Genomic DNA, 18,319 nt, shown 5'->3' with positions numbered 1-18,319 from the left:
TCGGAGTGAACTCCCCCACTAATGGGCGCCGTTCCCAGCAGTATTCTCTCGATTAGCACAAAATTTCAGCCTCTGACCAATGTTTGTTGGATTCAGGTCATTGCACATATGTTGTCACAATCCTTGCAAAGTAATTACCGAGTGAGCTTCTCCCGTTCATGAAAGGTGGAGAGTCGAGGAGCCGTACATATAACCATTGGCTTGCAGCATGAAGTACCCCTGGCAACTCAATGGAAGTGATCCTCTGCAACCGTCTTGGGGAAACTCTTATGAACCACCCTAAATATACGTGTGCGCAGGCAGCGATGAACGGGTTATCGACATGCAAACACGCGCCCAGACCGGGTGAATTACTGGCAGCCTTTGTCCACAACCTGATCTACCGGATGATCAGACCTTTCGTTCGCCGTTTTTTATGCTTTCTAGCCTGCCTGCTTACGGTAACGCTGGTGGCGGCCGACGAACCTCAGGGCAATGACAATCAGAGTAATGAGAAGTGGCTGGAGCCGGCACGCTCCAAGCTCATGCATGTGAATGGCGGGATGCCGTTCTTTCCGCATCGGGCCAATACTCCCGGCAACCTGGTTTTGAATGTAAAAGACTTCGACAATGCCCAGGTATGTGGCGCTTGCCATACGGAGATCTACAAGCAGTGGCGTTCGTCGATGATGTCCCAAGCCTGGGATGAACCCATCTATCGGGCCTTGCTCAAGCGTGCGAGTTCGGCCACCGAGGGGAAGGTCGATAACTTCTGCACCGGCTGCCATACCCCGATCGGTCTCACGACCGGGCAGATCAACTCGCAAGTCAATCGCTCTTCGATTGAAGACAGCGCGAAAAATCATCCGATGCCTGGGGTCGATTGCGAGACCTGCCACAACATTAGTGCCCGCACGGGCCTCGATAACGGCGCCTATGTCCTGAGCCCTCGAGCGCACAATAAACCGACTAAGTTCGGCCCGCGTAAAGATGCCGTTTCGCCCTATCACGACACCGTATATTCCGCTCTGCACACGCGATCGGACTTCTGCGGCACCTGCCACAACGTCACGCACCCTTTCAGCAGTGTGGCGGTCGAGCGGACCTATGACGAATGGCAGGAGAGCGCCTACAGCCTTAACGATATAACCTGCCAGAGCTGCCATATGCCGGGTTTTGCGGGCAAGGCCGCGATCATGGGGCCAGACCGCGAGCAGGTCGCCTCGCATTGGTTCAATGGAGCCAACGCTACGATGCTCAAGCATCTCGGTCAAGATGCGGGCGCGCAACGCGCGCGCGACATGCTCGCGCGCGCGGGGGAAATAAAGTTCCAGCAACTGCCGGCAGCCATCATTCCCGGACAATACACCTCGGTAGCAGTGAAAGTTGCCAATGTCGGCGCCGGACACAAGCTGCCGACCGGCTTTCCGGAGGGACGGGAGATGTGGATCGATTTCCGGGTGCTGGATGCCAGTGGTCGCGAGCTCTATCGGCTGGGTTCGATCAAGGACGGTAAGACCGAGGACAACACGCGAAATTTCAAAGTGCACATAGGCGACAAGGACGGCAATCCGTTGGACGTTGAGGTCTGGAATGCCACGCAAATTCTCTCGGACAACCGCATTCTGCCCAAGGGCTACGATATTGGGGAGTTCTCCTTCCTGGTGCCGGCCGACGCCGTCGGGCCGCTCACCTTGACTGCCGAACTGAACTACTGGCCGTTTTCGCAGAAGCTGGCCGACTACCTGCTCGGCAAGGATAAGTTGCAGGTGGAAATCACCCAGATGGCTAAAGCCACACAGAGCGTCCCCCTGTCGACAACCCTGCCAGCCGTCGGGTCAGACACTGCGCACTTTTGACAAGCACCACCTGGTTATCGTCCACGAGGTACTCCAGCCAACAAGAAAAAAGGCGCCGTTCGACGCCTTCCAAATTATCAAGCGACCTTGATGACCACTTTCCCGAACGCTCCCTTGGCGAGATGCTCATAGGTTTCACGGGCCTTTTCGAACGGATAGACCTGATCGATGACGGGTCGAATGTTGTGCTCGTTCAAGAACGCGTTCATTCGGTCGAACGACGAGCGCGGAGCTATGGCGATACCACGAATGGTCGTCTGGCGAAAGATGAGTGGCATCAAATTGAGCTGGACGGTCTGCCCTGTCAAAAACCCAATCTGTGCAATACGACCGGATGCTTTGGTGGCCGCGACGGACTGGTTGATGCCGCTTGGAATCATTCAAGCGCCGGGAATTACTGTAGGCCAATATCTGAGTAGCGGCGCTCTGGTGGAGATTCTAAAACCGCATCGCCCTCACCCTCGCTCTGTCACGGTGCTGTACCCAAGTCGGACGCACCTGGCGCCGCAAGTACAAGTCTCTCTTGAGTGGTTGCAAGAGCGTTTTGCACAGCTCCACTCTGCCTGGCTTGATCGATAGGCGAGCAGAAAACCGTCCTGTAAAGTCTTCAAACCCCACCCCACAAAAAAAGCCCACTGACCGTCACCGGTTCAGTGGGCTTTTCGATTACGCCTCTAGTTACAGAGCCATATCACGAGCAGCATTAGCCTTCGGCGACTTAGGCGCTTCAGCCGGAGCAACCGGAGCAGCAGCCTGGGCCACCGCCTGACCCATCACCGGCGGCGGAGTCAGCTGCAACACCTTGGCGGTGTAAGCCCACTCCTGTGCAACCTTTTCAGGACTGCCATTGAGCTGAGTGCCATAACTCGGCACGATTTGGTGCAGCTTTTCCTGCCAGGCAGGCGTTGCAACCTTGTCCTTGAACACTTTCTGCAGCACGGTCAGCATGATCGGTGCAGCAGTCGAAGCGCCCGGCGATGCGCCCAGCAAACCAGCAATGGTGCCGTCTGCGGAAGCAACGATTTCAGTACCCAACTTCAGCACGCCACCGGCAGCTTCATCACGCTTGATGATCTGCACGCGCTGGCCGGCTTGCCACAGGCGCCAGTCTTCAGCCTTGGCGTTCGGGAAGTATTCTTTCAGGGCGTTGAGGCGGTCTTCGTCAGACAGCATCAGTTGGCCAGCAAGGTACTCGACCAGCGGGTATTCCTTGATGCCGACTTTGGTCATTGGCCACACGTTGTGCGTGGTGGTGGTCAGCAGGTCCAGGTACGAGCCTTCTTTGAGGAACTTGGTGCTGAAGGTCGCGAATGGGCCAAACAGGATGACGCGCTTGCCGTCCAGAACACGGGTATCCAGGTGCGGAACCGACATTGGCGGTGCGCCAACGGAGGCTTTGCCGTAGGCCTTGGCCAGGTGTTGCTCGGCGATGGTCGGGTTTTCGGTGACCAGGAACGAGCCACCCACCGGGAAGCCTGCGTATTCCTTGGCCTCAGGAATGCCGGACTTCTGCAGCAGGTGCAGTGCACCGCCGCCCGCGCCGATGAACACGAACTTGGCGTCGGTTTCGGTTTTGGTCCCGTCTTTCAGGTTTTTGTAGCTGACGCGCCAGCTGCCGTCTTCGTTCTTGGTGATGTCTTGCACTTCGCTAGACAGTTTCAAGTCGAACTTTGGCGTGGCCTGCAGGTGCGCAACGAACTGGCGGGTGATCTCGCCAAAGTTGACGTCGGTGCCGACCGGGGTCCAGGTGGCCGCGACCTTCTGGTTCGGGTCACGCCCTTCCATCATCAGCGGAACCCACTTCGTGATCACAGCCGGGTCTTCGGAGTACTGCATGCCGGCGAACAGCGGGCTCGCTTGCAGGGCCTCATAACGCTTTTTCAGGAACTTGATGTTGTCATCGCCCCACACAAAACTCATGTGCGGCGTGGAGTTGATGAACGAACGCGGGTTCTTCAGCACGCCTTGCTGAACTTGCCAGGCCCAGAACTGACGGGAGATCTGGAAGGCTTCGTTGATTTCAACGGCTTTCGGGATCTGAACTTTACCGTTCTCGTCTTCCGGGGTGTAGTTCAGCTCAGCCAGCGCGGAGTGACCGGTACCGGCGTTGTTCCAGCCATTGGAGCTTTCCAGGGCGACGCCGTCGAGGCGCTCGATCATTTCCATCGAAGTGCCGGGTTCCAGCTCATTGAGCCAAACACCCAGGGTCGCACTCATGATGCCGCCGCCGATCAGCAGTACATCAACTTTCTTTGCCTCTTCCGCGTGAACGGACGTGATCCCCATCGACAAAGCCAGCCCCAGCAGGGCCGTGTTCATTTTTTTAAACATGTGTAGCACCTATGATAAAACGCCATCCGCCCTTCCATCTTCACTTACGAGCCCCTTGTTTACGGCATTCAGGCAGGATGTCGTGGGTTCTCGCACATGACGATTGGAGGGTGGGCACACAAGGCCGACGTGTCTCCATCGACCTCAGTTATATGTCCCTACCGAACTGACTTTTTATCTTTTTTGGCTTCAGCTACTTGAGCGACAGTGATTCTGTTGGCGCGTCTCAGGGACGCGCAAACTGAATAGGTCAAAGCAAGTTGAGGCGAAGAATATCACGACCGGCCAAACCCGCGCGTCTGTTCCCGACTTGATAGTCCGGGCACGGGCGCTGAGCCCACTATACTCATCCTGATTTTCTCGACGAGCCGGTGAGGAGCAGTCATGAGCGACAAAGACGATTTGCGCAAATATTCCTCCCAAGTGGTCGACGGCGTGGAGCGCACGCCCGGCCGCGCGATGCTGCGGGCCGTGGGTTTCACGGACGAAGACTTCAAAAAACCGCAGATCGGCATCGCCTCCACATGGGCGATGGTCACGCCCTGCAACATGCACATCGACAAGCTGGCCATTGAAGCCGAAAAAGGCGCGAATGCCGCTGGCGCCAAGGGCGTCATCTTCAACACCATCACCATTTCCGACGGCATCGCCAACGGCACCGAAGGCATGAAGTATTCGCTGGTGTCGCGTGAAGTGATCGCCGATTCCATTGAAGTTGTGGCCGGCTGCGAAGGCTTTGACGGTCTGGTGACCGTAGGTGGTTGTGACAAGAATATGCCGGGCTGCCTGATTGGTATGGCGCGGCTGAATCGCCCTTCCATCTTCGTGTATGGCGGCACCATTCGGCCGGGTGCCGGCCACACCGATATCATCTCCGTGTTCGAGGCCGTGGGTCAGCATGCCCGGGGGGACATCAGCGAAATTCAGGTCAAGCACATCGAGGAAGTGGCGATTCCCGGCCCCGGCTCCTGCGGCGGCATGTACACGGCCAACACTATGGCTTCCGCCATTGAGGCGTTGGGCATGAGCCTGCCCGGTTCCAGCTCTCAGGAGGCCGTCGGCAGCGACAAGGCTTCGGACAGTTTCCGCGCTGGCCAGCAGGTGATGGAGTTGCTCAAGCTGGACCTCAAACCGCGCGACATCATGACCCGCAAGGCTTTTGAAAATGCGATTCGGGTGGTGATCGCCCTCGCCGGCTCGACCAATGCCGTGCTGCATCTTCTGGCCATGGCGCATGCCGTGGATGTCGAGCTGACGCTGGATGATTTCGTCGAGCTGGGCAAGGTTTCCCCGGTAGTGGCCGACCTGCGTCCCAGCGGCAAATACATGATGAGCGAACTGGTTGCCATCGGCGGCATCCAGCCGCTGATGAAGCGCATGCTCGCCGCCGGGATGTTGCATGGCGATGCGCTGACGGTCACCGGAAAAACGCTGGCCGAAAACCTGGAAAGCGTGCCCGATTACCCCGAGGGTCAGGACGTGATCCTGCCCTTCGACCGGCCGATCAAAAAGGACTCGCACCTGGTGGTGCTGCGCGGCAACCTCTCGCCCACCGGCGCCGTGGCCAAGATCACCGGCAAGGAAGGCCTGCGCTTTGAAGGCACGGCTCGTGTGTATCACGGCGAGGAAGGTGCGTTGGCGGGCATTCTCAACGGCGAAGTCAAGGCCGGCGATGTGATCGTGATCCGCTACGAAGGCCCCAAGGGAGGGCCCGGCATGCGCGAAATGCTTTCGCCGACGTCGGCGGTCATGGGTAAGGGGTTGGGCAAGGACGTTGCGCTCATCACCGACGGCCGCTTCTCCGGCGGTTCACATGGGTTTGTGGTGGGGCATATCACGCCCGAAGCCTTTGATGGCGGGCCGATCGCGCTGATTGAAGACGGCGACAAGATCACCATCGATGCCGAAACACGGCAGATTACGGTCGATGTCTGCGACGCCGAGCTGGCCGAGCGCAAAACCCGCTGGGTGCGACCGGAATCCAAGTACAAACGCGGGGTGTTGGCCAAGTACGCGAAGACCGTGTCCAGCGCCTCGGAAGGCGCCGTCACGGATAAATACCTCTAACGCCTCAAAGCCGAAACCGATCCACCGACTGCGAGAGTTTGCCCGCCAGGGTGGACAGTTCGTCGGTGGTGGTGGCGGTCCGGCCAATGACCTTGCTGTTGCCTTCGGACATGCCGGCAATCATTTCGACTTGATGGGCGATTTCATTGCTGGCCAGGCTCTGCTCACCGATGGTGCGGGTAATGTCATTGACCAGTTGAGTGGTGTTCAGCGTGGCGTCAAGGATTTCGCGGATGGCGCGCTCGACATCGGCGGTCACCGCCATGCCTTTGTCGACCTGCGCCACGCCCGCCTCCATGCTGGTCACCGCCTCGCGGGTGCTTTGCTGGATGCGTGAAACCATCGTGGCAATTTCCTGGGTGGAGGCGCTGGTGCGTCCCGCCAGACTCCGTACTTCGTCGGCCACCACGGCAAAACCACGCCCTTGCTCACCGGCGCGAGCGGCTTCGATCGCGGCGTTGAGCGCCAGCAGGTTGGTTTGATCGGCGATGCCCTTGATCACCTGGATGATGCTGAAAATCCCCTCGGATTCCTTGTCCAGCGTGCGGATCACCTGGGCCGATTGCTGCGCAGAACGCGCAATGCCGTCCATGTCATTGACCACCTGATGGATCACCCGACCGCCATCCTTGGCCAGTGACTCGGCCTGATTGGCCATGTCCAGCGCCCGCTCGGCATGCCGGGTGATTTCCTCGATGCTCGCGGTCATTTCGCTGGCTGCCGCCGCCATGGTGCTGGCCGCTACGCTTTGCTGCTGGCTGCTACCGGCCACTTCGTGACAGCCACTGCTCAATTGCTCGCTCATGCCACTCACGCCGTGGGCGTTGCTGCGCACGACTTCGATCATGCCGCGCAGGTCGCGCTGCATGGTCGCAAGGCTGCGGATCAGCGCGCTGGCTTCGTCCTTCTGAGTGGGCTCGACAATCGGTTCGCTCAGGTTGCCATGGGCGATGTTGTTGGCGATGCGGCTGGCGGTCCTCAACGGCCCCATGATGCTCAGAATCACCCAGCGGCCTTGGGCGAGCAGCAACAACAGGCTGGCGATGAGTACGCTGCCAAGGGTGAAGTTGGCGTTGCTGATGACTTTTTGAGTGCCGGCGCTGGTCTGTTGGGTGTTGGTTTCGATCAGTTCACTGAGGCCGGCCATCTGGTCTTCCAGCTGGCTGAACGCAGTATTGAAGGTGCCCAGATCTTTTTGAGCAGCCTCCGGATTTTCCAGCGCCAACCCGACGATCCGTTCGGCTGCGCTGATGTAGTTGTCGAGGCTTGGCTTGATCTTGTTCAGGCCCGCTTTAATGGTGTCGTTGACCGGCAGCTTGAGGTTTTCACTGAGCATTTCACGAAAATGCGCCGCATGTTCCTCGATGGAGCTGCGCACCTCGGCTTTGCTGCTGGTGCTTTTGCCCAACCCCACCACCATCGCGGACAGCACGTCGGCGCGTAACGCGTCGTGCATCATGTCGGCTTCGAGATGATTGCGCAGCGCGGTCATACTGACCTCGTTGTCATTCACCGCTTCAGCCATCTGGGTGTTACCCAGATAACTGACCAGGCTCATGATCAATGCGGTGAGCAGGCCGGTGCCAATCAGCAGAATCAAACGTAATTTTATGGACACTCTGTGGATCCTCTCTCGTCACGTTTGTCAGTTGCGTAATGCCAACTGCGGATTGATTTGCTGAGGCTATCGGCTGGCGCGAGCGGTTATTTAAGCGAATATCCATACGCGCATGTCTTTACGACATGCGGTATGTCTTGCCGGTTTTGATTGCACCCGAATCAAGCAGCAGAGAAGAAGTATCGCGTCAGGTGAAAGAAGATCGGCGCCGGGAAGCAAATCGAGTCCATCCGGTCGAGCATGCCGCCGTGGCCTTTGATCATGGTCCCCCAGTCCTTGGTCACTCAATTGAACGACGAACACAATCAGCACGGCGTTGAGCCCTTTCTGGGGTGTACGACAGAAACCTGTTCTTTCCCCGGTATTCGGCAGCGGCAATCGGCTTCACATTTAACCGTGCTTCGGGCGGCAAGGCTGCAATGATTGCCAAGGTGTCCATATGACTGGTGTGATTGGCGAAATAGACTCGCTGACGCGTGAGATCGGTGGACTTTTCCATCTTCGAATGGCCGTGATGACCGCAGGACTGTACTGAATGCCGTCGAAGCAGCCGTTTATGGCACTCACTACGTCCTGTTGATCGCGCTGGGGGTCATCGGCCGTGACGCCGATAAGGAGTCGAAGAACAGAAATCAGTTCTTTAGGTTTTTTATGAGCTACCTGGAGCCTTAAGCAATACCTGATTTGTCGATGTAGGCCTGCAACGTCAGGGCATTGCCCAGTGCAAAACCGCTGGCGGTGTTATCGAAGATGCACCAGGTGGTGACCCCCTTCCGCACCGAGTTTTGCACTTGCTGCGCCAACGCCTGCAATCGATCCGGCTCATAGTCACTGTGATAAATACGCGGCGAGCCATGCAGCCGCCAGTAATGGATTCCAGGCCAGCCACCTGGTGTCCCACCACCTGAAATCGGTGACGGATCAGCCGCGACCCGCCCGACGCGTTGCTCGATCAACAAAGCGTCAGCGTTCAGCCAGGTTTCATGCCGAGGCTCAAGCACCAAAGCGCCTGCATAACGCTGCCGTAACGCCAGGAAAAAGCCGGTGGCGATGCCTTCGTCGTAAGCCAGTGACGACGGCAACTGAACCAGAAGACAACCCAACGAATCGCCAAGCGCCGTGCACTGGGAAAGAAACTCGTCCAGCAGCCGCTCACACCCCTGCAATCGCTGAACATGAGTGATGAGCTTGGGCACCTTGACCGAAAAACGAAACGGCTCCGGTACCGACTTCGCCCAGCGTGAATACGTTTGCGGTCGATGCGGGCGATAAAACGAGCTGTTGATTTCTACCGCCGTCAGGTGCGACGCGTACCGCTGCAAATGCGTGCCGTGCGCAGGAAACATCGGCCAGTGCTCACGGGGCAGATTCCAGCCCGAACAACCGATGTAAAACAACGAGTCCAGATTCACCCCAGCCAAGAGTTTTTCACCTTCATTTTTCGCAGCACCGTTTTTCGGAGCACCGTTGCGACCTCTAACTTCGAGATAAGCCCTCAACACAAGTTCGTTTTTTCGTCGGTCGCATGCCAGGTTGTACGATGACCGCTGAGTGATAGCTTTCACTGTTGTTCTAACTACGAGAGCAAGGGACACCGTAGTTGCCTGGCAGGTGTCCCCTTCGTTACGCAAGAATCAGAACTTGAACGCTTGTCGACCTACCAGCAACCAGTGGCCTTTCTGTTTTTTCCAAATCTCCTTTTAGCCTATAAGACGACGGTTAATCCGCGAATTCGGATGTCTGACGATTCAAACTGCAGCCAATCGTAGAAACGGCCAGCGAGCCTGGTGTTTCACTCAACTCGCCAACCCCCGCACCAGACCGCTACAGTGACGCGACCAACACCTGAGAAACGATGAACATGGATGGACTTCACCAAGGAAGTTGCCTCTGCGGCGCAGTAAAATATCGTGTGGCGCCGAGCTGAAAGCGGTTACCCATTGCCATTGCAGCAAATGTCGCAAGGGCCACGGGGCAGCGTTCGCAACGTATGCAAGCGCGCCAAGGTCAGCGATTACAGTCATTGCGGGCGTCGAAACGCTGAGAACCTATCACTCGTCTGAAGGCGTCTCTCGACAGTTCTGTAGCAACTGCGGCTCTTCGCTGTTCTGGTCTGATTCCAAGGGCGCATTTTCGGAGTGGATGTCAGTGGCGATCGGCACGCTGGATACGCCGTTTCTGAGTGAGAAACAGAAACACGTATGCGTCGATTCGAAAGCGTCGTGGTACGCAATCGAAGATCAGTGGTCACGGACGGGGTGATAGCTTTCGGCCAAAAGGCGAATCCATATGAGGTACATTGATACCCGATCCGCCAAACCGGACAACAACCCTCAAACTCTCCTGGGATGCCACCGTGAATGCCAATCAGAAGCTGCGGACTTTCGACTTGATTCTTGAGGCCGTGTTGCCGGAGTTCCGCGACCGGGTGGCCGAGTACCTGCAGCTCTACGAGGAAGCGCTACACGACGACATTACCCACTCTGACGCGCGGCGTGCATCGGCCAATCAACTTAGGGGTTATCTGCGCGGACTCAACACGACCAGGGTGTTGGGCATGGCTGATTGGGAAGCGCTGGACCGCCGTGTTGCTGAGTCGTGGCTATGATTGATGCGACAACCCGCGGCTTGAAGTTAAATTCACTGATGGGAGGACCGTATTATGGCAACGCGAACTGAAACTGCCATCCTGGCCGGTGGTTGCTTTTGGGGCATGCAGGATTTGCTAAGACGTTACCCCGGCGTGCTGTCCACACGGGTAGGCTACTCGGGCGGTGATGTGCCCAACGCGACTTACCGCAACCATGGCACGCACGCGGAAGCGATCGAGATCGTGTTCGATCCGGACCAGATCACCTATCGTCAGATCCTCGAGTTTTTCTTCCAGATCCACGACCCGACGACGAAGAATCGTCAGGGTAACGATGTGGGTATGAGCTATCGCTCGGCGCTCTTCTATCTCGACGACGAACAGAAACAGATGGCCGAGGACACGGTGGCCGACGCTGATGCATCCGGCTTGTGGCCCGACAAGGTCGTCACTGAAATCCTGCCCGCAGGCCCGTTCTGGGAAGCAGAGCCGGAACATCAGGACTACCTCGAACACTATCCCAACGGCTACACCTGCCATTTCATTCGGCCAAACTGGAAACTGCCCAAACGAGAGTGATGGTGAGGTCAAAAGCGGTCCCGTCGGCGACTGTCGGCGAGACCGTTTCTGCCCCGGGTGATTTGTAACTGTCTGTATTTTCGCCGGCGATCTTACACAGCCATACACAACCCCCGGATCAAGACACCTGGCGCTGAGTTCCATCGGGAGGTCCCGCTGTCCTCTATCCCTGAGCGCGGGATGAACGCGTTCATCTGCCCGAGCCGTCCAGCGATCCTGACTGCCTGACCTTGTTCGAGGAAGCGCTGGTGCCGGTGTGCGCCCCTGGCCTGGGCACCACGACCCAGCCGTTGGAGTCGGTGGCAGACCTCGTACGTTTCCCGCTGTTGCATCGCTCGGCGGACAAGCACGACTGGGTCCAGTGGCTGTCAGCCAATGGCGGCAAGTCACTCGAGGACTACCGCCACATCCCCTTCAACCTTGACGAGTTGGCGCTCGATGCTGCGGCGCGCGGGCTGGGCGTCGCCATGACGGACATGACCCTGACAGGAGAATCCATCGAACGAGGCGTGCTCGTCGTTCCGTTCGGAAAACCCTTGAAGACCCAGGGCATTTACGCCTTGAACCTGCAACCTTCCGCCGCCTCTCATCCAGCCTGTTCACTGATCATGCAGTGGTTCGCCCAACAGGCCGAACAGCAAGCCGGCGAAGTTTGACCACGACGGTTTGACCACTAGGTTCCGCGCCCTAACCCTTCTGTCGCATTGGCGAAAGCGGCGCTCGCCTCTTTAACCAGCTTGCGCCATTCAGCGCCGTTGATGAGTCCGGTACGCTCCATCTCATCGGCGGCTTTCAGCAGTTCGTCGTACTGCTCTTCACAATCCATCCGGATCTGGGGCTCTTTCAGGAGCTGGTACCAGGCCTCCAGGGCTTCCTGTTTGCGATCATCATTCATAGTCAAATTCCCAGGCGGTGACGTCTCTTGGAAGTTATTACATGAAGGGCCGTTCCTCGATTCCGACGTACGGCGTTGCCAAAGACCTGTCCAGCAATAATATCTCGCACGAATGCGGCATCGTCCCGGCGCAGCTCATTTACCTTGACCATCGGGGTCGCAAGCACGTACTGGATTACCAGGTCCAGGGCATGGGTTGCATTGGTGATAATTGATCAGACGCCTGCACTCACAGAGGCGCGGGCTACACTGGCGCCAATGTCTCGCCCCAGTAGCCTGCCTCCGTCCCCGAATGTTACTGATACCTGAAGCCGGCAGATCCCCACGAACATCCTCGTAGTCGAAGACGAACCCAAAGCAGGCCGCGCGGTAACGGCCACTTACGGTTCCGCCCCTACGGTGGGTCACTTGGAAAAGTCCCAGGTAACCAAGGGCTCTTGCCCCGCCATTCGGTGCCTCGTCCAGGCTCGGCATGATCGTTCCCACGCTCTGAACTGCACAGCAATTGCTGACTAAATGGCAAAAAACACCAACTCCCTTGAGCAGTTTTGGCATAGGCCAAAATCATTGCTGTCTCTAGACTCGCTCCCCAAATAACAGTACTAAAGCACACTTGAATCCAGGACTACTCCAGGGGAACCCGCATGAACCCATCCGACATTTTTGTTATCAGCGCCGTTCGCTCGGCCATCGGCAGCTTTGGCGGTTCGCTTAAAGATGTCCCGCCGATTCAATTGGCGACTGACGTTTGCCGTGCCGCCATTGACCGTTCGGGGCTGGCGCCTGAGTACATCGGTCACGCGGTGATGGGGCATGTGATCCCGACCGAAGCGCGTGACGCCTACATCTCTCGCGCGGTAGCGATGAATGCCGGCCTGCCGAAAGAGACGCCGGCCTTCAACGTCAACCGCCTCTGCGGCTCTGGCTTGCAGGCGATTGTCAGCGCCGCGCAAAGTTTGATGTTGGGCGATGCAGGTGCTGCGCTGGCGGGTGGCGTCGAGTCCATGAGCCGCGGGGCCTACCTGTTGCCGCAGGCACGCTGGGGCGCACGGATGGGTGATATGCAAGCCATCGACTACATGCTCGGTGCTCTGCACGATCCGTTTGCAGGTTTCCATATGGGTATCACCGCGGAAAATATCGCCGAACGCTATGGCATCACTCGCCAGGCCCAGGATGAACTGGCGCAGGTCAGCCAACAACGGGCTGCCCGGGCAATTGCCGAAGGCCGGTTCATCGAGCAGATCGTGCCGATCGAAGTGGCGTCCCGTAAAGGTACCGTGACATTTGCGACGGACGAGCATGTCCGGGCAGACATCAGTGCCGAGCAATTGGGCAAGATGAAACCGGCGTTCAAAAAAGACGGCAGCGTCACCGCCGGCAATGCGTCGGGCCTGAATGACGGTGCCGGCGCACTGATCATGGCCACAGGTCAGATGGTTCGCGAGCACGGCCTCAAGCCGATGGCCCGACTGGTCTGTTACGCCCATGCCGGTGTTGAGCCTGAACTGATGGGATTAGGACCGATTCCCGCGACCCGCCTGGTCCTCAAACGAGCCGGCCTGACCATTGCCGACCTGGATGTTATCGAGTCCAACGAAGCATTCGCTGCCCAGGCGTGTGCCGTGGCGCAGGAACTGGGCTTCGACCCGGAGAAGACTAACCCCAATGGTTCGGGGATCTCGCTGGGGCATCCGGTGGGTGCTACCGGCGCGATTATCGCCACCAAGGCCATTCACGAACTGCACCGTGTTCAGGGCCGTTATGCTCTGGCGACCATGTGCATCGGCGGCGGCCAGGGCATCGCCGTGTTGTTCGAACGCGTCTGATCGACCCAAACGCTGACGGCGCCCATTGCGGGCGCCGTCTCGTTTTACCACGATGGAATCAGTGCGCAATGCACACCGACTCCAGCTCGGTATAAGCCTCAAAGACCGCACGCCCACGGGCAGTGGCTATTCGGTTAGCACTACACGAAAGAGTGGCGCCTGTGCGCAAGTTAGTAGACCGGTGACACCACCAAACGCTTTTAAACAAGCACGCCCGAACACCCAGTGATCGCTGCGCGTCCAGCCTCACTGCGAACAACCCGACTACTGACAGAGCACTGACGGCAGACGCCGCGGTAGGCCTTGCCCGTTGTCTTCTCAAGCGTTAGCGACAGTCTTGAACTCAGGCGTCAAGCCCCATCAGCTCGACGTTGCGCAGAAGGTTGACCGAAACCGTGTCGATTGAGTGAATGATTGCGCAGCGGTGCTAAAGTGATAGCACGTCACCAGATTCTCCCAAGTCTGCTAATTTCGATGGTGAAGGGGCTTATCAAAAGTATGAGTAGCTTGCCGGTGACGCTAACGCTATCAAGCGTGGGCAATTTGAACTGATTCTCGTCATCATTGAGCGCGAGGGAAAGCAAATGAGGTCTGAACATGATATTTGAGCCCAACAGCACACGCTCCGTACTCCAGCGAAGAAGCAGTACCAGTATCGTTATCCAGGCCGGTCTCGATTGCGTTGCGGTGACCGGTGTCGCGTGGTTTTTGATCAATTATCATATCGGCTTTATCACGCAGGACTACGTCATCCTGCTCCTGTTGCTGCTGGGGGCGTTGGCCGTCGTGTACGACCACTATGCTATTTACCGCAGTAATGTCGGATTTACCGTCAAGGCCTTCAAGCTTTTAAAGGCGTGGACTGCCACGTTTGGTTTTCTCGTTGCCATGGCCTTTTTAACCAAACAGAGCGAACAGTACTCGCGGTTGTTGGTTGGGCAGCTATTTGTTATTGGATATTTTGCTCAGATGCTTTTGCACCTCGCGACACGCGAAATGCAGAAGAAGTTTTTGACCCACCCGACGCAATTGGAAAATTCGCTTATCATTGGCTCGGGTGAGCTGGCCAACTATCTTCACAAGAAAATAAGCAATAATCCCTGGCTGGGTGAACGTATCGTCGGGTGTGTGTTGATTGGCACGGACGATGATCGAGGAAAGGAGGTCATGTTAGGTGCACCGCGCCTGTCGATACTGGGCGATATCTCCGACCTTGATGAGTTAGTCATCCAACACGCTATTCGTACCGTCTATTTTGTGACCCCTCTGGGCGGCTCAGAGGTTATCCAGGATGTTTATTTAAGGCTGTTCGATAAACACATCTCTGTTAACTGGGTGCCTGACATTTTCTCGTTGCGCCTGATCAACCACAGTGTTCGCGAAATTGCCGGCATTCCCGTGCTGACCTTGTCTGAAACTCCGCTGATGGGGATGCGTCTGTTTCTGAAGAATCTTGAGGACAAAGTCCTGGCCTTTCTCATTTTGGTTCTTGCGGCGCCAGTTCTGGTAGCAGTCGCCATTGCCATCAAACTCGATAGCCCTGGGCCCGTGTTCTTTCGTCAAAGGCGCATGGGATGGAGTGGAGAAGCTTTTCGGATCTGGAAGTTCAGAAGCATGGTCGTCCATCAGCCGGAAGATGGCACCGTCAAACAGGCGCAAAAGAATGATCCGCGCATGACCAGGGTGGGAGCTTTTATTCGGCGAACCAGCCTGGATGAGTTACCACAGTTATTCAACGTTTTGATGGGGGAAATGTCTCTGGTGGGGCCTCGCCCGCACGCTATTCAACACGATGTGCAGTACTCGCCCGACGTCTCGGGCTACTTTGCGCGTCACAACATTAAACCGGGCATCACAGGTCTGGCTCAGGTACGTGGCTTTCGAGGTGAAACGAGGGATATAGAGCAGATGATCCATCGTGTTGATTCGGACATTGAATACATCAACAACTGGTCGCTGTGGCTCGATTTCGTCATTCTTGTACGAACTGTGTTTGCCTTCTCCGGCAAGCATGCCTACTAGCCCGACATTACCCAGAACACCGGGGTGGTAGGCTGCCCCGGTGTGAATTCAATAGCTGTCATGACGGCAATAGATCTAGCGTACGTTCAACCTCATCGGGGTCGATACTAAAGCCGTTGCCCTCTTGCGTACCGACCACAAAACCAAAATTTTGGTGATCGCGATCCGTTAGATATTTGAAAAAACAGAGGAAACGATTAGGGGGCTGCAACACCAGCAGAGAACCTCCTGGCTGGAGCACATTAACGCCGTGTATGAGATGACTCCCTTCAATCCCTACCACGGTTCTTGCGCCGGCACAGGCCGCCACGATAGTCGGAACATCAGATTTCGCAGGATCGATAATGCGAAAACCTCTGCGCTCACGCAGACGTTCTGCAAGTTCTATTTCATTGCGTAATAATCGCAACTCACCCGTGCCACCCCGCAGAATGAACACACCTGGGTGATCGCAAACTTTTACGTGTGAGAGCAACTTTTCACCCATCGCACGAAAACGCATGTGCTTATGTCGGTTTTGACATAGATCGTCAAAGATCACGAGCTCACGAAAAAATGCGTTACGTAAACGAACCGGCGTCATACCAAGCCAGTCCTCATAGCCGGGGGTGTGAAGTAGGCCGGTCGTGGCGGTGGACACAAGGTTGGCAGACCGTGCAGTAGTTACCGGAACGCCTTCGTCGCAGGCCATTGGATAGGTTATACAATCATCCATTAACCACGAGCCAAACCATTTATTCCCTCCCACCGTACAATACATCGCACCGCGATCAATTTCGTTTTCTACGCGAATCTTTGGTAACCAACCAGATCTAGGCGACAACGAAGATTTGGCATTCCCTTTGTAAAGAGCGCCATCAATTAACCAGACATCTTTAAGCAGGTAGCCTCGTGTTGGACCATGTTCAACACTGCCGACGCCTTCCATTGTGCGACGGGGATGCTCGTAAGGATAAAAAAGCTCCCCTGCCCATCCCGTCACACGTTCGAGCTGATTGGGAAGGAAAAAAGCGGGTGGAGCAATTGAAATTTCGCCTGGCGCAATTTCCCACGTTTTCACCGCTAGACTTTGCAGTGTTAACGACGGCTTCCGTATAAGTCGTGTGTTAAGAATGTGTTTATACGCAGCAAGGCTCCACTTTGATTGGCCGCCACTCGTCAATGCATTAAATTCCGACATATCCACCCCGCGTAATGTGGTTATACAGAAACAGCGTTAATGGCCAAACACGTAAACCGTACTTCTTTAAATCAGCAACCTATTCAGGTGGATACAATGGTTTCCAGGACAGGGGGTAATGTCAGATGAGCGTAGCGGCTGCGCAAGGTGTCGAGAAGCACCTCTTCCGGTTGTCTGGAACAATGAAGATATATTTTGAAAAGTCCACCAAAACCCATTTCACGATAACGACTCGCGACCTCCTCATCACTCGGTCCGTCCGGCAATCCAAGATGAAGTGTCAACTTTTTGCCTTCAACAGCAAATAAAGGCGTCTCCCAAAGAAATTGGGCTGCGCCCACCTTGGGCAGTCGAACAAATAAATAGCCGTGGTTGCCCAGCGTATCGACATCACCGCCACGCCGTCTTTTCCACTCGAGAAGCCCATCGTCCGGGCGTGCCAGGCAAGTCCCGATATCATAATAGTCAAAACCATTTTCTATCGCCCACTCAAGCGCCATGAACGTGGTAATCGAGTTAATTTCACGCAATTTCTTAGCATCTGAAAAGACAACATTGGGATAGCCGAAACGAACCGTGCTCCAGTAGCGTTTTCCTGCCCGGGTAATTACGCACCCAAGATGGCATGCAACAATTTCATCCTCCAACAGTACCAGATCGAGCCGCCCGGCATTTTTTGCCACCCTTTGAACCTCATGCGATTCAATTTGAGAGGCGGCTGCTCCATGCCTTGCGCTGGCATAGGGCTTAAGCATTTCCCGATCTGCGATTTCAATTTCGTCATCGTTCAAGGCCTGTTTCATACGATAGCGCAGCCTATTCTTGCGCAGATTTCGCCGTAACTCGGTATTGTATCTGGCCGTAATATCCTCAATTGACCTGCTCAGCGGAACGACAGCACTCAAATATTGAGGCACATACAATGCACCCAAGGTCGGCATTTCACTGACCCACACCGTCCGGTCTGACTTATCAAATTTCAACTGGCTATCAACCGCATGAGATTCAGCGCCCAGTAGAACCTTCACAAACTCCCGCTGTGTTTTCCTGCCTACATAGAGAATGGCAAAGCTGCTGTCCTCCCGCAGTCTGAATATGGCAATTTCCCATCGCCAAAAACATGCCCTCCCCAGTATATCTCGCAGCCAGGCGCTAGCTTTCCTTAGCTCAAATCGGATTGAAGGAGATATTAACTTACGAATTAATGCTGTTATGTATTTTTTCATTTGGCTACTAGCATAATTCAAGGAAGGACGATTTGAGTTTACAAATCAATAACCTAACTACTCGAAATGAGCGCTCGACAGCTGAGCACATTTTTCAAAATCAAGAATATTCGACAACATTTTGCTGACGCCAATCCTATTAAA

Annotated in this window: 13 protein-coding genes and 7 pseudogenes; 10 read left to right on the top strand and 10 right to left on the bottom strand. The window is 56.0% G+C overall.

Annotated elements, in window-relative coordinates:
• Nucleotides 1–386: 386 nt before the first annotated feature.
• Nucleotides 387–1,838, top strand: coding sequence for a multiheme c-type cytochrome (locus ACYZT0_RS08505; RefSeq protein WP_462046523.1), 1,452 nt, complete (start codon nucleotides 387–389; stop codon nucleotides 1,836–1,838).
• 77 nt (nucleotides 1,839–1,915) lie between these two features.
• On the opposite strand, the pseudogene ACYZT0_RS08500 reads toward ACYZT0_RS08505, so the two are convergent.
• Nucleotides 1,916–2,206 (bottom strand): annotated as a pseudogene (locus ACYZT0_RS08500) (zinc-binding dehydrogenase); the annotation flags it as partial.
• Here ACYZT0_RS08500 and ACYZT0_RS08495 point away from each other — a divergent pair.
• Nucleotides 2,199–2,417 (top strand): annotated as a pseudogene (locus ACYZT0_RS08495) (LysR substrate-binding domain-containing protein); the annotation flags it as partial. The pseudogenes ACYZT0_RS08500 and ACYZT0_RS08495 sit on opposite strands and share 8 nt — an antisense overlap.
• 99 nt (nucleotides 2,418–2,516) lie before the next feature.
• Here the strand turns inward: ACYZT0_RS08495 and mqo are convergent.
• Entirely contained in the window at nucleotides 2,517–4,169 is a 1,653-nt protein-coding gene (gene mqo, locus ACYZT0_RS08490) for a malate dehydrogenase (quinone) (protein WP_462045433.1), read from the bottom strand.
• 384 nt (nucleotides 4,170–4,553) lie between these two features.
• Here mqo and ilvD point away from each other — a divergent pair, with 384 nt between their 5' ends.
• Entirely contained in the window at nucleotides 4,554–6,236 is a 1,683-nt protein-coding gene (ilvD, locus tag ACYZT0_RS08485; RefSeq protein ID WP_462045432.1) for a dihydroxy-acid dehydratase, read from the top strand.
• Between the two features lie 4 nt (nucleotides 6,237–6,240).
• Here ilvD and ACYZT0_RS08480 read toward each other — a convergent pair whose 3' ends face one another.
• The 5 genes and pseudogenes from ACYZT0_RS08480 to ACYZT0_RS08460 form a co-directional block, all read right to left on the bottom strand.
• A complete protein-coding gene (locus ACYZT0_RS08480; protein ID WP_462046522.1) occupies nucleotides 6,241–6,966 on the bottom strand; it encodes a methyl-accepting chemotaxis protein in 726 nt (241 codons plus the stop codon).
• A 132-nt stretch (nucleotides 6,967–7,098) separates the two neighbouring features.
• A pseudogene (locus ACYZT0_RS08475) lies at nucleotides 7,099–7,854 on the bottom strand (HAMP domain-containing protein); the annotation flags it as partial.
• A 161-nt stretch (nucleotides 7,855–8,015) separates the two neighbouring features.
• Nucleotides 8,016–8,132 (bottom strand): annotated as a pseudogene (locus tag ACYZT0_RS08470) (phosphatidate cytidylyltransferase); the annotation flags it as partial.
• 2 nt (nucleotides 8,133–8,134) lie between these two features.
• Nucleotides 8,135–8,353, bottom strand: a complete 219-nt coding sequence (locus tag ACYZT0_RS08465) for a hypothetical protein (protein WP_462045431.1) — start codon at nucleotides 8,351–8,353, stop codon at nucleotides 8,135–8,137.
• 169 nt (nucleotides 8,354–8,522) lie between these two features.
• The gene (locus ACYZT0_RS08460; RefSeq protein WP_462046521.1) at nucleotides 8,523–9,200 is read right to left on the bottom strand and encodes a DUF72 domain-containing protein; all 678 of its coding nucleotides are present in this window, start codon (nucleotides 9,198–9,200) and stop codon (nucleotides 8,523–8,525) included.
• A 515-nt stretch (nucleotides 9,201–9,715) separates the two neighbouring features.
• On the opposite strand from ACYZT0_RS08460, the pseudogene ACYZT0_RS08455 reads away from it, so the two are divergent.
• From ACYZT0_RS08455 to ACYZT0_RS08440, 4 genes and pseudogenes are all read left to right on the top strand, one after another.
• A pseudogene (locus ACYZT0_RS08455) lies at nucleotides 9,716–10,116 on the top strand (GFA family protein).
• A gap of 94 nt (nucleotides 10,117–10,210) precedes the next feature.
• A complete protein-coding gene (locus ACYZT0_RS08450; RefSeq protein ID WP_461972728.1) occupies nucleotides 10,211–10,462 on the top strand; it encodes a hypothetical protein in 252 nt (83 codons plus the stop codon).
• A 54-nt stretch (nucleotides 10,463–10,516) separates the two neighbouring features.
• A complete protein-coding gene (gene msrA / locus ACYZT0_RS08445; RefSeq protein WP_462045430.1) occupies nucleotides 10,517–11,023 on the top strand; it encodes a peptide-methionine (S)-S-oxide reductase MsrA in 507 nt (168 codons plus the stop codon).
• 188 nt (nucleotides 11,024–11,211) lie between these two features.
• A pseudogene (locus ACYZT0_RS08440) lies at nucleotides 11,212–11,679 on the top strand (LysR substrate-binding domain-containing protein); the annotation flags it as partial.
• A 17-nt stretch (nucleotides 11,680–11,696) separates the two neighbouring features.
• Here the strand turns inward: ACYZT0_RS08440 and ACYZT0_RS08435 are convergent.
• Nucleotides 11,697–11,918 carry a hypothetical protein gene (locus ACYZT0_RS08435; protein WP_462045429.1) on the bottom strand — a complete coding sequence of 74 codons (222 nt, stop codon included), beginning with the start codon at nucleotides 11,916–11,918 and terminating at the stop codon, nucleotides 11,697–11,699.
• Nucleotides 11,919–11,992: 74 nt separating this feature from the next.
• Between ACYZT0_RS08435 and ACYZT0_RS08430 the strand changes: the two are divergent.
• The 3 genes and pseudogenes from ACYZT0_RS08430 to ACYZT0_RS08420 form a co-directional block, all read left to right on the top strand.
• Nucleotides 11,993–12,133: pseudogene (locus tag ACYZT0_RS08430) on the top strand (DUF2790 domain-containing protein); the annotation flags it as partial.
• Between the two features lie 429 nt (nucleotides 12,134–12,562).
• The gene (locus ACYZT0_RS08425) at nucleotides 12,563–13,747 is read left to right on the top strand and encodes an acetyl-CoA C-acyltransferase family protein (RefSeq protein ID WP_462045428.1); all 1,185 of its coding nucleotides are present in this window, start codon (nucleotides 12,563–12,565) and stop codon (nucleotides 13,745–13,747) included.
• A gap of 597 nt (nucleotides 13,748–14,344) precedes the next feature.
• A complete protein-coding gene (locus ACYZT0_RS08420; protein WP_462045427.1) occupies nucleotides 14,345–15,769 on the top strand; it encodes an undecaprenyl-phosphate glucose phosphotransferase in 1,425 nt (474 codons plus the stop codon).
• Between the two features lie 58 nt (nucleotides 15,770–15,827).
• Here the strand turns inward: ACYZT0_RS08420 and ACYZT0_RS08415 are convergent, their stop codons facing one another.
• Together ACYZT0_RS08415 and ACYZT0_RS08410 are read right to left on the bottom strand one after the other, a co-directional pair.
• Nucleotides 15,828–16,949, bottom strand: a complete 1,122-nt coding sequence (locus ACYZT0_RS08415) for a glycosyltransferase 61 family protein (protein ID WP_462045426.1) — start codon at nucleotides 16,947–16,949, stop codon at nucleotides 15,828–15,830.
• 83 nt (nucleotides 16,950–17,032) lie between these two features.
• Nucleotides 17,033–18,175 carry a hypothetical protein gene (locus tag ACYZT0_RS08410; RefSeq protein ID WP_462045425.1) on the bottom strand — a complete coding sequence of 381 codons (1,143 nt, stop codon included), beginning with the start codon at nucleotides 18,173–18,175 and terminating at the stop codon, nucleotides 17,033–17,035.
• Between the last annotated feature and the right edge of the window lie 144 nt (nucleotides 18,176–18,319).

Source organism: Pseudomonas sp. ZS1P83, assembly GCF_054897825.1.
Note: the sequence above shows the minus strand (reverse complement) of the source record. Positions and strands in the feature narration are given on the sequence as shown.